The organism is Priestia sp. AB, from assembly GCF_028369225.1.
GTDB classification, from domain to species: Bacteria; Bacillota; Bacilli; order Bacillales; family Bacillaceae_H; genus Priestia; species Priestia megaterium.
In genome coordinates, this window is the sequence record NZ_JAQMYN010000003.1 from 471,760 (window position 1) to 485,337 (window position 13,578).

The 13,578-nt window shown below is 37.4% G+C and carries 13 protein-coding genes; 6 read left to right on the top strand and 7 right to left on the bottom strand.

The genetic code is table 11. From position 1 onward, the window contains the following. Window positions 1–39 precede the first annotated feature (39 nt). Window positions 40–1,416 carry a M28 family peptidase gene (locus POF52_RS12045; RefSeq protein ID WP_271992874.1) on the top strand — a complete coding sequence of 459 codons (1,377 nt, stop codon included), beginning with the start codon at window positions 40–42 and terminating at the stop codon, window positions 1,414–1,416. Window positions 1,417–1,580: 164 nt separating this feature from the next. Further along, window positions 1,581–3,059: a potassium/proton antiporter gene (locus POF52_RS12050; RefSeq protein ID WP_271992876.1), complete on the top strand. Its 1,479-nt coding sequence runs from the start codon at window positions 1,581–1,583 to the stop codon at window positions 3,057–3,059. Between the two features lie 39 nt (window positions 3,060–3,098). Here POF52_RS12050 and POF52_RS12055 read toward each other — a convergent pair whose 3' ends face one another. Then, on the bottom strand, window positions 3,099–3,866 hold the full coding sequence (locus tag POF52_RS12055; RefSeq protein ID WP_013056735.1) for a polysaccharide deacetylase family protein: 768 nt from the start codon (window positions 3,864–3,866) through the stop codon (window positions 3,099–3,101). Continuing rightward, window positions 3,867–4,010: a hypothetical protein gene (locus POF52_RS12060; RefSeq protein WP_013056734.1), complete on the bottom strand. Its 144-nt coding sequence runs from the start codon at window positions 4,008–4,010 to the stop codon at window positions 3,867–3,869. It lies immediately after the preceding gene. 139 nt (window positions 4,011–4,149) lie between these two features. On the opposite strand from POF52_RS12060, the gene POF52_RS12065 reads away from it, so the two are divergent. Then, window positions 4,150–4,659 (top strand): hypothetical protein, encoded by a 510-nt coding sequence (locus POF52_RS12065; RefSeq protein ID WP_271992880.1) that lies wholly within the window; start codon window positions 4,150–4,152, stop codon window positions 4,657–4,659. A gap of 21 nt (window positions 4,660–4,680) precedes the next feature. Continuing rightward, window positions 4,681–5,256 carry a hypothetical protein gene (locus POF52_RS12070; protein WP_013082871.1) on the top strand — a complete coding sequence of 192 codons (576 nt, stop codon included), beginning with the start codon at window positions 4,681–4,683 and terminating at the stop codon, window positions 5,254–5,256. A 46-nt stretch (window positions 5,257–5,302) separates the two neighbouring features. Here the strand turns inward: POF52_RS12070 and POF52_RS12075 are convergent, their stop codons facing one another. The 3 genes from POF52_RS12075 to POF52_RS12085 form a co-directional block, all read right to left on the bottom strand. After that, a complete protein-coding gene (locus tag POF52_RS12075; RefSeq protein WP_047933188.1) occupies window positions 5,303–6,448 on the bottom strand; it encodes a toxic anion resistance protein in 1,146 nt (381 codons plus the stop codon). A gap of 24 nt (window positions 6,449–6,472) precedes the next feature. Beyond that, window positions 6,473–7,117, bottom strand: coding sequence for a 5-bromo-4-chloroindolyl phosphate hydrolysis family protein (locus tag POF52_RS12080; RefSeq protein ID WP_176584814.1), 645 nt, complete (start codon window positions 7,115–7,117; stop codon window positions 6,473–6,475). 166 nt (window positions 7,118–7,283) lie between these two features. Further along, the gene (locus tag POF52_RS12085; protein WP_013056729.1) at window positions 7,284–9,221 is read right to left on the bottom strand and encodes an LTA synthase family protein; all 1,938 of its coding nucleotides are present in this window, start codon (window positions 9,219–9,221) and stop codon (window positions 7,284–7,286) included. Between the two features lie 670 nt (window positions 9,222–9,891). Between POF52_RS12085 and POF52_RS12090 the strand changes: the two genes are divergently transcribed. After that, entirely contained in the window at window positions 9,892–10,344 is a 453-nt protein-coding gene (locus POF52_RS12090) for a hypothetical protein (protein WP_013082868.1), read from the top strand. Window positions 10,345–10,346: 2 nt separating this feature from the next. Here the strand turns inward: POF52_RS12090 and POF52_RS12095 are convergent, their stop codons facing one another. Further along, entirely contained in the window at window positions 10,347–10,859 is a 513-nt protein-coding gene (locus tag POF52_RS12095; protein ID WP_255323438.1) for a glycosyl-4,4'-diaponeurosporenoate acyltransferase, read from the bottom strand. Next, the gene (locus tag POF52_RS12100; protein WP_074895983.1) at window positions 10,802–11,905 is read right to left on the bottom strand and encodes a glycosyltransferase; all 1,104 of its coding nucleotides are present in this window, start codon (window positions 11,903–11,905) and stop codon (window positions 10,802–10,804) included. Before POF52_RS12100 ends, POF52_RS12095 begins: the two co-directional genes overlap by 58 nt. 136 nt (window positions 11,906–12,041) lie before the next feature. Here POF52_RS12100 and POF52_RS12105 point away from each other — a divergent pair, with 136 nt between their 5' ends. Continuing rightward, complete coding sequence (locus tag POF52_RS12105) at window positions 12,042–13,553, top strand: phytoene desaturase family protein (RefSeq protein WP_271992888.1); 1,512 nt, start codon at window positions 12,042–12,044, stop codon at window positions 13,551–13,553. The last annotated feature ends 25 nt before the right edge of the window (window positions 13,554–13,578 follow it).

The following is a 13,578-nucleotide window of genomic DNA, read 5'->3' on the forward strand; positions in this document are numbered from 1 at the left end:
AGTAGTACCAACTACATCGATAAATTTAGGGGGGTTTTAATGAAAAAAACCGTGATTTCTTTGGCTATAGCAACAAGTTTGACTTTATCTTTTACAAGTGTACAAGCTTCTACTTCTGCAAATGCTTCTCACCATCAAAGTTCTGTACAAAAAGTATTAAAAAAAATCAATGCTGAGAAAATTTATCAAGACATTGCGTATCTCTCAAAAAAACCTCGTGTGGCAGGAACTGAATCTGAACGCGAAGCTGCTACATATGTTCAAAAGCGTTTGTCTAAACTAGGCTATGAGAGCGCAGTAGAGCCTTTTACCTTTACCGGTTACACACCAGCAGCTAGTTTTTCACTAAGCGTAAACGGTACCAGATACTCTCCAACAACTTTTACTTATAGCACCAATGGAAATGTCACAGCTGAAATTGTAGATGGAGGGCTGGGTACAAAAGATAATTTAGCAAACAAAGATGTGACAGATAAAATTGTATTAGTTCAGCGAGGCACTATTACTTTTGGTGAAAAAGTATTAAATGCTGCTGAAAAAGGGGCTGCAGCCGTCATTATTTTTAATAATACAGACGGTGAGCTAAACGGAACGCTTGGCGGCGCTAATGATAACTACATTCCGTCTCTTGCTGTTACCAAAGAGGAAGGTGAAAAGATTCTTACTTCTATTCAAAAAGGCGAAAAGCCTTCAGGTATAGTAAAAATTGAAGGAGCTGTCGTAAGTGAGCGAACATCTTATAACGTAACCGCTACCAAACCTTCTACTTTTAAGAAAAAAAGAACAAATGATATTATTGTAGTAGGTGCTCATCATGATTCTGTGGCCGGAGCGCCTGGGGCAAATGACGATGCTTCTGGAACAGCAATGGTGCTTGAATTAGCTCGTGTATTTAAAACTCTTCCTACTGATACAGAACTGCGGTTTGTCACATTCGGAGCTGAAGAAGTAGGCTTACTAGGATCCGAGCATTATGTTGGTGAGCTCTCTGAAGATGAGAAAAATCGTATTGTTGGAATGTTTAATTTAGACATGGTAGGAAGTCGAGATGCGGGAGATTTGGTGATGAATACAGCTGATGGAACACCAAATCTTGTCACAGAATTAGCTCAAGCTTCAAGTATAAGATTAAATGGATCACCTACGCCATTCCAAGCTGGAGGCCGCAGTGATCACGTTCCTTTTGCAGAGGCAGGAATACCGGCTGCTCTATTTATTCACAGTCCGTCTGAACCTTGGTATCATACGCCTGAAGATACCCTTGACAAAATAAGCAAAGAAAAACTTCAAGATGTGGCTGAGATTGTTGGAACAGCTATTTACGATCGTTCCCGTCCCGACCAACAAGGTCCTTCCGTTAAAAAGAAAGCAACATTTAAAGCACCTCATCTTTATCACGAGCAAGATGTCAAATAAGAATCTATCCCTGTTATTCATACGTGACCAAAAAAGAGATGTTTATGCATCTCTTTTTTTGATAAGCAGATTTCTCAAGGTTTTAAATTCATTATGCTACAATTATTATAGAGGAACCTCACTTATTGCTCACATAAAAATTTTGACCAAATGAGGTGTATTTTTTGGATTTTACGGTAGACCATTCAATTCTTTTATTATCTATTCTCCTTGTCATAGGGGTACTCACTGCCAAGTTCTCTACTCGCCTTGGCGTCCCTTCGCTTGTACTCTTTATTATTGTAGGAATGGTTGTTAGCCACTACATCTACTTTGACAATGCTCTTTTAACACAAGGATTCGGAATATTAGCGCTTATCATTATTCTTTTTGATGGAGGCGTGCAGACCAAATGGAAAGATGTCAAACGCGTTGTTCGCCCTTCCGTTTCATTAGCTACTTTCGGAGTCCTCATTACGACAGTTTTAACGGGTGTACTTGCCAAATATATTTTGGGCGTTACTTGGCTTGAAGGCTTTTTATTTGGGGCAATCGTTGGCTCTACAGATGCTGCAGCCGTGTTCTCTGTACTAGGGACACAGAATATCCGCCAAAAACTAAACTCCACGCTAGAAGCAGAATCTGGTTCCAATGATCCAATGGCCATCTTCTTAACCGTTTCTATTATTGAATTAATTCAACATCCGGACTCTCCTATCCTCTCATTAATCCTTAATTTCTTTTGGCAAATGGGAATCGGGCTGGTACTTGGTTTAGTACTCGGAAAAGCATCCGTTTGGATTATTAATCGAATTAATTTGGATTCTTCAGGTCTTTACCCTGTGCTTACACTGTCATTGGCCGCCTTAACCTATGGAATTTCCACATTTATAGAAGCAAGCGGTCTACTTGCTGTATACGTAATGGCAGTGGTAGTAGGAAATGCAGATCTAACTTATCGTCACACAATTGTCCGCTTTAACGAAGGTTTTGCATGGATGATGCAAATTTTAATGTTTATTTTACTCGGCCTTCTTGTCTTTCCTAATCAACTGCTAGATATCATTTGGCAGGGTATACTGTTATCTCTTTTACTTATGTTTGTCGCTCGTCCACTCGGCGTATTTCTTTCGATGATGTTTGCTAAATACTCATCCAAAGAAAAACTGTTTATTTCTTGGGCCGGTTTAAAAGGAGCTGTTCCAATTGTATTGGCTACTTATCCTATGATGGCAGGTTTGGAGAACAGCACGCTGATTTTTAACGTCGTTTTCTTTGTTGTCTTAACTTCCGCTCTTCTTCAAGGAGCAACAATCGCTCCTTTAGCCAAATTTCTAAACCTTTCTCAAGGTGAAAAAGAGACGGTTCCTCACAGTCTCGAGCTTGTTTCGATGGGCAAAACCAAAAATGAAATGATTGAGTTGAAGCTCGTGGAACATGCAGATATATCAGGAAAATCGCTTGAAGAACTTCACCTCCCTGAAGACATTTTAGTGACTGCTGTTATTCGAGATGATAAATTACTTACACCTAGAGGAAATACACAAATTTTTGCAGGTGATACATTATATATTCTTATTTCGAAGAAAAAACGAGATAAAGTAAAAGCATTTTTCCAAAAAAATACGTCTGATGGGGACGAAAGAGAAGGAAAAACCAGTTAAAAAATTGGTTAAAGTCTTTACGAGAAAAACAGCACCCGATTATTGAACGGAGTGCTGTTTTTGCTGCTGCATCAAATAAAGAGATTTATAATTGGGGTGATGTTTTAAAAGTTCTGAGACCGTTACAAATTTATACCCCTCTTCCTTTAACTTCGGTAAAATTTGTTTTAATGCTTCAATGGTTTGGGTTCGATCTCCTCCCGTATCATGAAACAATACAATATCTCCTGACCTGGCATGGTTAAGCACTTGACTTACAATTTTACCTACGCCTGGATTTCTCCAATCAAATGTATCTTGATGCCAAGACCAAAGAATAATGGTATACTGCTGATTTTTAGCAGCTTTTACTACCCGATCGTCATAATAGCCAGTAGGTGGACGAAACAGGTAAGGTTTTATTCCTGTAATAGCTTGTATACGTTCATCCGCTTTTTCAATTTCTTGTTCAATTCTCTCTACTTCCTGGCCCCTTACTTTCAAATGGCTATATGTATGATTAGCAAGTTCATGACCTTCACGAACTTCTCTTTGAGCAAGCTTGGGAAAAGATGTTATTCGATCGCCCACTACAAAAAAAGTTGCTTTGGCACCGTACTTTTGCAATAAATTCAAAATGGTCGGCGTATATTTAGGATCTGGTCCATCATCAAATGTAAGCGCAATCAACTTTTCGTCTTTCATGGGAACTTCCCACACGATATCTCCTTTTTTTTCATAATAAAATCTGCTCTTCTTTGCAGCATCCGCCTGAATACCATAGAAATTAATGGAAACAATAATAATAATTGACAAGCACCATTTCACTCAATGACCTCCTTTTTTGTCTAGGTGTGATTCATGCGTATTGTCAATAAACGCTTTGATACCAACTGCAAATAATCGTTCATCACCCAAACACACGCGCTGTTGACGGCGATTAGCTGCAGAAGTTGATTTACGGTTTTTCATAGTCTTCTCTCCATTACTAATTGATTGTGTTTTTAGCTTTACCAAAAAGTCAAAAATAAACCTACGGGTTCTAACATGGCGAAAACATTTTTTTATAGTAACTACACGCTGTCTAGCGTTTTGAATAGGAGATATATACATGCGAAAATTTTATTTAGCGCTTCTGTTAATGATAAGCACAACCTTGGTTATACTGCCTTCTGTTAAAGCAGTCAGTGAAAGCAACGAGAAACATCAGCAACTCACCATAAGCGAACAAGGATATTCTCTTTCATTGCCCGGTGAATATACGCTTCAAAAAGAAGAGGATGGAAAAGATATTCTTTTTTCAACCAAGACTCCCTATACGTGGATGCGAATTGAAGTCCTTTCCGGGAAAGAAAGTACAAGCAAATCATATCTAGATCGTTCAAAAGAATTGTTTGATGACCAGTTTGGAAAATCGTTAAAAATTTCTTCTACATCCCTATTTATTCAACCTGTTGTGTTTGCATCTACATCAGGGAGTAAAAAAGAAACGGCAAAGCTATATGTACTGAGAGAAACAAAGGGGCACCCTGCTTTAAAAATCACGATGGTTACAGCTGAAAATTCTGATGATGAAAAAAAGTTAATTTCAATTGTTAACTCAGTAAAAATGCATAAATGAAAATAGATAAGGAAGCCAGCTATGAAAAAAAAGATATTTCTTGTTTGCTTTATATGTTTGATGAGTGGCTGCTCAACTGCTTTTCGTGAAGAGCTTATTAACACACAAGAAGAAATTCCAAAAGAACGCCTGCCACAGCAAAAGTTCACCTATCCTTACAAAGGAAGCAGCAGAACAGATGCGGGTTATCTTAAAAGAAGCACCAATCAAAACTATACGCTTTACGTACTAGAAGGATACGAGTTTACAGAAGAAGAGCCACGAAGAGATGTCATTTACAACAAAAAAAATGATGCTTTGTGGATGCGGATTGAAGTGTTCCCACCAAATAAAAGTGTAAAGGAGCTCAATAAAGAAACAAAAGAAATTTTAAGAGCTGGCTTTTCAGAAGTGGCTTCCCTTGATACACACCTCATTCATCATAACTTAGAGATAGCAGCTGCGTACAAAGCATCAGATGATAAAAGTAACGCATACGGTTTTCTCGTTCGAAAGCAAAATCAACACCCTACTTTCCGGTTAACGATCTTTGCTCCTAAATCTGAAAGAGATTTAACTCCGTTTTTAGAAATGGCGAGAACGCTTCAAAATGCATAAAACAGAGAAAAAGTCGGTTTACAAAGTGTGTAAACCGACTTTTTCTTTATTTCATATCTAATAGTTTAGTTTTTAAATCTTTTTCCATTTGATACAGCTCTGATTCTGCCTCGGTACGCTTCGTACGTCCTTCTTCTTGTATCTTTAGCACTTCTTCTAACGTGGTAATCAAATCGGACTGCGTTTTTTTCAATGTTTCGATATCGACAATTCCCGCCTCGTTTTCACGAGCTACTTCAATCGTGTTCTGCTTGAGCAGCTCTGAATTTTTAGTAAGCAAGTCGTTTGTTGTCTTAGATACTTGCTTTTGGGCTTCCATTGCTTTCTTTTGGCGTAATAAAGTGGTTGCAATTACTACTTGATTTTTCCAAAGTGGAATAGCTGTTAAAATAGAGCTTTGAATTTTTTCCACAAGGGTCTGATTGACTTCTTGAATTAATCGAATCTGCGGTGCACTTTGAATGGCAATTTGACGGCTCAGTTTTAAATCATGCACTCGTTTTTCTAGCCTATTGATAAATTGATTTAAATCATTGACCTCCTGAGCCATCAAGTAGTCATTTTTTTGAGATGCTGTTTGCTGAAGCTGGGGCAGCGTTTCATTCTGCAGCGCCACTAACTTGTATTCGGCCGCTGCAATGTAGACGTTAAGCGCCTCGTAAAACTGTTTATTTTTATCATATAAGCTATCTAGCATCGTAATGTCTCGATACAGCATTTGTTTTGAGCGCTCTAACTTATCTGCAATTTTATCAATTTCAACATTAATGCTTTGATATTTTGTTAATAAATTTTGAATAGGCCTAGAGACTCCTGAAAATAATCGACCGATGACTCCTTTTTTCTTTGCAGAAAAATCATCGGGATTCACTTGGCGAATCTTACTCATTAAATCTCCTATAACGTCTCCTACTGGTCCCGTATCTTTCGTTTGCACATGCTGTAGTACAGATTGAGAAAACTGAGATAGTTCTGACTGAGCTGCTACCCCGTACTGTAAAATAGCCTGCTGATTTTTATAATCAATTTGATTTGCGATTTTCTGTGCTTTTTCCTGATATTCCGGCGTCAAATCATCGTATGTGTTTCTTTTTGCAGCGCGAGAGTCCGATTGTATCTGCGGGGTAGGCGACGCAAAAGGATCATCAAGCAGCGCATCTAACGATTGATTTTGATTATATTCTTTCATCATAAAATCCCATCCTTTGCATTTACGTTACTTTGTGCGATTAGTAGCTGTCGGTATATACGGCTGCTCTTCTTCAAATGCTTGTTTTAGCACTTTAAGCTCTACATCTAATGTCAGCTTATCTTGTGAAAGGGCATTTGTTAATAAATGCTCATACTTCCCTGATAACCCGCGCAGCATGTCTTCCGCTTCATGAAGACTTTCTTTTACTTCTATGCTTTTCGTTGGTTTTGATAATAAAAACATATACCTTTCAATGACCGTAACCGTTGATTGTAAGTAGTTCGTAAAAAAGGGCTGAACATCTTTATATCGTGCGGGCTCTTTTTCTACCATTTCAATGATGCTTTTACCTACTTTGTATAGTTTAGAAAGTTCTGTCCACATATGAACAGACCGAATTTTAAAACGATAGCTTCCAATGGTTCTTAATTGCTTTTTTGCCTCTTTTACTTGATGACGAACGTATGCAATTTCTTCTCTATACGGATTTTGATAATGACGTCGAGCACTGCTCATAATAAAAAACAGGCTCATCACGACCATTACTCCTATACTAATGCCAAAGGATTGAATCATCGTGGTACTAAATCCAAAATAGCTGACCGGAACGGCTACTGCTCCTGTTGCCCAAATGGCAAGAATCTTTTTTATGATTCGAACGACTTTCATCGCTTTCACTCCTATCTCAAATGTGACCGAACTTTTAAACGTATACATATTATACCATTGTCTTCCCGTGTCTTAAAACGATTACTGTTATAATTTATATACGGATAAAACCTTTAAAGGTTTCATAAAACAAAAAAACAGGCAGCTATTAAAAGCTGCCTGTTTTTTATTGATCTTCGCGCTTGTTGTAATCATACTTCGAGCGTTCAATTGGTTTGAACCCTTCTGGTGTATGAAAGCGGAGTAAATCTCCGTAAACAAGTTTATCTGATAGTTCTAGCTTTTTCTTAACTAGTTCATCATACTTATCATACTGTTTCGCTTCCTTATCTGAAAGCTGCTTGCCCGTTGCGTTGTCATACACTTTCTGATCAACTTTTGTTACCTTAGGTGTAACAAAGTCACCGTTACGGAAAGGTACAACTTGCTGATGTTCTTTTGATAATAAGTCTGTACCAAAGTCAATATAATCTTTTGTATCAAGACCTAATAAATGCATCACTGTTGGACGAACATCTACGTCTCCGCCATACGTATGATTTACGCCGCCTTTAAGGCCTGGTGAAGTAATAAATAATGGTACGCGCTGCAGCTGAGCTTGTTCAAAATCATTGATGTTTTTACCCATTACTTTGCCCATTGCACGCTTATGGTTTTCAGAAATACCGTAGTGGTCACCATACATCACGACCATCGTATTGTCTGCTAAGCCAGAGGCCTGTAAATCCTCAAAGAATTGCTTGATTGATTCATCTAAATAACGAGCCGTTTGAAAGTATTGGTCAACTGACTTATCTCCCGTATTGTGAGGTCCAATCGTTTGGTCTTCCTTATCTAGCGGATAAGGGAAGTGGTTTGATAACGTAATGAACTTCGCGCTAAATGGCTGCTTTAAGCCTTTTAGGTACGGCATTGATTCTTTAAAGAATGGTTTATCTTTTAAACCATAGTTCAGCGTATCTTCGTCTGACATATTGTAATAAGCTGAATCAAAGAATTTTTCTACACCCATTGATTTATACATTTCATCACGGTTCCAGAACGATTTTCCATTTCCGTGGAACACAGATGTTGTATAGCCTTGCTGATCTAGAATACCAGATAGCGACTGATAGGTGTTATTTGCTTTTGTTGTAAATACAGAACCTTGAGGTAAGCCGAATAATGAGTTCTCCATCATGAATTCAGCATCTGACGTTTTACCTTGCCCTGTTTGATGGAAGAAGTTATCGAAATACATTGTGTTCTGATCTTTTAGTAGTGAATTTAAGAATGGCGTTACTTCTTCACCATTTAACTTATAACCAATCATAAATGACTGAAGTGACTCTAATGAAATATAGATGACGTTTTTGCCTTTTGCTTGACCGAAATATTCTTTGTTCGGCTCAGCATATGTTGCTTTTGCATAGTTCTCTACCTCAGCCACATCACTGCTATCTGCTAGCGCGCGCTGTGCTGAAGATTTCGAGCTCTGGATGATGTCATAGATCGTATAGTTATACGTTCCTAAATATTTTACTAAATAGTTGCGGTCAAATGTTCTTGTTAATAGTTGAGGACGATCCATTTCCGCTAGTGCGATGTTGGCACTTAAGAATAAAATCCCTGATAAAAATACACCTGTCACAGTACGTCGACTAATTGTTGCTGGTAAGTCAACTTTTTTCCATAGTACTAAAACTAAAAGAATAAAGAAATCTGTGAAGTATAAAATATCAGTTGGGCTAATTAAAGCCATGGCACTGCCACCTAATTGACCAAAGTTGTTTGACTGAGTCAATACAGGAACAGTAATAAAATCATTAAAGAAGCGATAGTATACTACATTTGCGTACAGGATGAATGAAAGTAAAAAATTCATTCCAAGCAGTGCTCGTACTTTTCCGCGCCCTTTAAATAGTAGTGCAATGGCAAAAAAGAAAATTGCCGAACCAATTGGGTTTATGAAAAGTAAAAACTTTTGCATAAAATTATCTAGCCCTAAGTTAAATTCGATACGATAAACGGTATACGTTTTAATCCAAAACAACAAAACTGCAATTAGAAATAACGGCAGCTGTTTCGAAAAAATATTTTTACCGTTTGTCATGAGCTGTTTCATATTCCCACCTCTGTCTCTATTGAAATTTAAGCTCACTTTTATTTTTATAGTAAATGTAAAAAGAAATCTCCCTTACAAAAAATGTAAGAGAGCTAATCTGTTCTTTCACATTTTAACTCTTTAAAAAAAATTGTCAACACCGCTACGTATAATTTTCACCAAACGTGAGAAAATAACTACTTTCTTATTCCCAGCTATATCGGCTTTCAAACACAAATGTTTCCTATGCTTTTTTTCTTCTCACTATTTAATACGGACAGCTTCTCTTTAAGTTTCACTATTTTATATTTATTTTTTATTTTGTTCACTATACATGTAAATTTAACACTTGCCTTAGTTTTCCTTCTCCTTTACAAGAGAATGCATAAAAGCACTTGTGAATATTTGTTATACCAATACCTCTTATTTTCTTTTCTTTCTACAGTAAACCACATATTTTGAGTTATTTCTTTCTGTAAATTTGAAAAAAATGTGTCAGTTTGCATCGAAAATTTTTATTTTTTTACCTTTTTGTTTATAATATAAATTATAAATATTATTTGAAATTTCAGATCTCTTTAACGTCTGATCTAGAAAGTGCATTTTTTATATAAAATTGGAATGAGTATGGGCTATGCATGCTTGTATACCTAGAAGTTTAAACGTCTTACATTTTTATAAAGGAGAAAAAATGAAAGAATGTATTGTTTTCATTACAAATATTATTAATGTATTGCACGACGGATTAATTTATATTTTTTATTTACTAGGATTTTCTCTTTCAGATAAAGAACTTCACTTCTGGATTATTGGTATTATTGGACTGCTCACGTTTTTAAGCGTTTATATGATCTTTAAATTATTGTCAAAGTGGAAATTTAGTATTACAGCTATTTCTTTTATCTATACCCTTACCGTTATGCTTGTCTTAGTTTTTGCCATTGAAATTCAGCAAGGAATTACCACCCGGGGCAATATGGAATTTGATGATGCCATAGCAGGTTTATGGGGATTTTTAGTCTTTTTTAGTATTTATATCGCCTTTGCTTCTTTTTTTCTTTTATCCAAGAGGTTGTTGTCTTCGAATAAGGAGAAAAAAATAAAAACCGAGGCCCCTACTCGTAGCCAAAGGCACGTGAATTAATTTCATTTGAGTTTCAAAACGACTTGATGAATTCGTATTCGATTATATCGTTGAACCAAAATAAACGGTACGTTTGCGACAATCGCATAAATAACCATCCAAACACCTATAGAAGGAGAGTTCCATATAAAAAAAAGAATAGAAGGAAGTATGCTGATCCAGTGAGTTAGCTCTGCTCGATTTGTTTCAATTAAAAAAAGCTGTGCATATTCCTTCGTTCTACTCTCCCATTTCCTTTTATAAAATCCTCGTTTAAATAGCTTTCCTGCATCAGGAAGCCACGTTTTCCATCGGTGCACCCCGAATTTTTTATACATCCCAACTGTTTCCCAGCTTTGAACCTTAAACAGCGCAAGGTCCTTCTTTAAATAAAAGGCAGAAATTTTTGTGCATCTGTAGGCGATCAACATGTGAATCACAAACCATGCCATGATATTAATTAAGAGCTGAGCACCTGTCATTTTATCACTTTCTTCTTTTTTTCTTCTTCTATAGATATGCTGCGTTCTTTCCATTTAACTTGCTTTCTCACCGCCGTTTGGACGAAAGACCATACGAATAGACCCAGAAAAAACAGTACATGAATAGGAAATAAGCACAAAGAAAAAAAAGTAAACGAACCTATTTTTCTTAAGCTATTAAATAAGAGGCTTACATAGCAAACATAGCTGCTAATTGCCAAGCCTGCATGTTGGTTCCATAGAGTAGGTAAAAAAAGGATATAATTAATCATGCTAGTAAGCCACAAGCTTACTAGAAATAAATAAATGGCTTCCGTTTTCCCCGCACCTGAAGCAAAACTTTTACTCCACCCTCTTATAAGGCTTTTCATACCATTTGGATACATGCGCATGGAAAGAGCTCCCTGTCCGCTCATACACGTAATAAATTCACCTTGTTTGTTCATTTTCTCAACCAGCGCCATGTTTTCAACCACTTCTTTTTTTATCCCTTCGTGGCCTCCGCTTTGAAAGTAGGAGGCTGCGCTGCAAAGCAAGCACTGCCCGAAACCGACAGAAGGACTTTTCCAATTTTTAAAGGGGTGAAACGCGCCAATTGATGCAAACGTAACATAGTGAAATAAAGCAGAAAACATTTCATAAGGCCTCTTAACAAGGTGATAAGGATGAACCGACAGCACACCCCCTTGCTGTTGATAATAGAAAAACACTTTTTCAATTCCGTCGTTCTCTACTGTAATATCAGCATCTAAAAACAAAAGCACCGAGCCTTTTGCTTCTCGTGCTCCATTCCAGCATGCCCATGACTTTCCTAGCCACCCAGCTGGAAGTGCGCCCGGTTGCACTACTTTTACGCCAAATGCTTTGGCTACCCTCTCAGTATTATCTGTTGAGTTGTCATCTACAACAATCACTTCAAAGTCAGCGTTCCGTAACTGGAGTGACTGCAATAAAAAGGTAAGGTTTCTTTCTTCATTTCTAGCTGGAATAATAATAGACAAACATGACATATCGTTTCTTACTATTTTTACACGTTTAAATGTAGGGATAGTGATGACAAGCGTAGCTGTCAAGACAAGAGCAACCAGTAAAAAAGACATCCTTTTCTCCTTTCCTTCACGTATGAAAATTAGCGAACTGGACAAAATAAAAAGTTGTAGACCTATTTTTATTTTGCGTGAAGTCATTTTATACACATTGTTGACAACTCGCTTTTGTTTTATAAGGAGGAAAAAGATGAAAAAGAAAGTAATTGTTGTAGGCGCAGGTTTAGGTGGTCTGTCAGCTGCTATTCGTCTGTCAGCTGATGGATATGATGTAACAGTCGTTGAAAAAAGCGAGCGAATTGGCGGTAAGTTAAATATTCGCAGCGGCAAAGGATTTTCTTTCGATACGGGACCTTCTATTTTAACAATGCCGTGGGTGCTAGAGCAGCTGTTTGACAGTGCAGGCCGCAATATCCACGACTACTTAACAATAGAACGAATTGAGCCTCAGTGGAGAACTTTTTTCCAAGATGGAACACAAATTGATTTGACCAGTGACCTTCCTCGCATGCTTCAGCAGCTTCAAGAACTTGCTCCAGAAGACATTGAAGGTTTTTTTGACTATTTATCTTATGCAAATAAAATGTATGAATCGAACTTAAAAAGTTTTTATAAAAAAAGTTTATCTGGACTTCACGATTTACGAACGATGCACACGGTAAAAGAACTGCTTCAAATGGATCCAATGAGATCTATGGATGCTACTACACGCAAATATTTTTCAAACAAACATTTGCGTCAATTGTTTAATTTTTTAATTATGTACATCGGTTCTTCTCCTTATCATGCACCAGCTGTATTAACACAGCTTGCTCACGTTCAGCTAGGATTAGGTATTTATTACGTAAAAGGCGGAATGTACAAAATTGCTGAAGCGATGGATAAGCTCCTTCAAGAACTTGGCGTCACTGTACATCTAAATACGCCGGTAAAAGAAATCACAACAAGCGGAGCAAAGGCAACTGGAATTACACTAGAAAATGGCGAGAATCTATCAGCAGATATTGTGGTATCTAATCTAGAAGCAATTCCAACTTACCGCTATTTATTAAAAAATGATGCGCAAGCAGCTAAGCAAACTCAGCAGCTTGCAAAATTTGAACCTACTGTTTCTGGCCTTGTTCTTTTATTAGGGGTTAACAAACAGTACAAGCAGCTTCAACATCATAATTTCTTCTTCTCAAAGGATCAGAAAGAAGAGTTTGATACAATCTTTAACAAAGGTCAAGTAGCCATGGATCCGACAATTTACATTGGCGTATCGTCTAAATCAGACCCTACGCAAGCTCCTGAAGGAAAAGAAAACCTGTTCGTTCTTACTCATGTACCTCCTTTAAAAGAAGGCGACGACTGGGCTGCATTAAAAGACCGCTACCGAGATGTCGTATTGAAAAAGCTTGAGGCAATGGGATTAGAAGACTTACGTTCAAGCATTGAGTTTGAATATACGTTTACTCCTAACGATATCCAAGAGCTTTACGGTGCTAACGGCGGGTCCATTTATGGCGTAGCAACTGACCGTAAGAAAAATGGAGGTTTTAAAATTCCGGCAAGAAGTCAGCTTCTTTCTAACCTTTATTTTGTAGGCGGCTCTACACACCCTGGAGGCGGCGTGCCAATGGTGACATTATCTGGTCAGCTTACAGCGGACGCAATTAATGAAGATTTTCAGATTCCTCGTATGCAAAAAGATATTGGATAATGAAAAAGTGCAGGAAATTCCTGCA

Bases quoted from the DNA above. Each gene is read 5' to 3' on its own strand.
- POF52_RS12045 (WP_271992874.1), top strand. From the start codon at position 40: ATGAAAAAAACCGTGATTTCTTTGGCTATAGCAACAAGTTTGACTTTA.
- POF52_RS12060 (WP_013056734.1), bottom strand. From the start codon at position 4,010: ATGAAAAACCGTAAATCAACTTCTGCAGCTAATCGCCGTCAACAGCGC.
- POF52_RS12065 (WP_271992880.1), top strand. From the start codon at position 4,150: ATGCGAAAATTTTATTTAGCGCTTCTGTTAATGATAAGCACAACCTTG.
- POF52_RS12070 (WP_013082871.1), top strand. From the start codon at position 4,681: ATGAAAAAAAAGATATTTCTTGTTTGCTTTATATGTTTGATGAGTGGC.
- POF52_RS12075 (WP_047933188.1), bottom strand. From the start codon at position 6,448: ATGATGAAAGAATATAATCAAAATCAATCGTTAGATGCGCTGCTTGAT.
- POF52_RS12080 (WP_176584814.1), bottom strand. From the start codon at position 7,117: ATGAAAGTCGTTCGAATCATAAAAAAGATTCTTGCCATTTGGGCAACA.
- POF52_RS12085 (WP_013056729.1), bottom strand. From the start codon at position 9,221: ATGAAACAGCTCATGACAAACGGTAAAAATATTTTTTCGAAACAGCTG.
- POF52_RS12090 (WP_013082868.1), top strand. From the start codon at position 9,892: ATGAAAGAATGTATTGTTTTCATTACAAATATTATTAATGTATTGCAC.
- POF52_RS12095 (WP_255323438.1), bottom strand. From the start codon at position 10,859: ATGGAAAGAACGCAGCATATCTATAGAAGAAGAAAAAAAGAAGAAAGT.
- POF52_RS12100 (WP_074895983.1), bottom strand. From the start codon at position 11,905: ATGTCTTTTTTACTGGTTGCTCTTGTCTTGACAGCTACGCTTGTCATC.
- POF52_RS12105 (WP_271992888.1), top strand. From the start codon at position 12,042: ATGAAAAAGAAAGTAATTGTTGTAGGCGCAGGTTTAGGTGGTCTGTCA.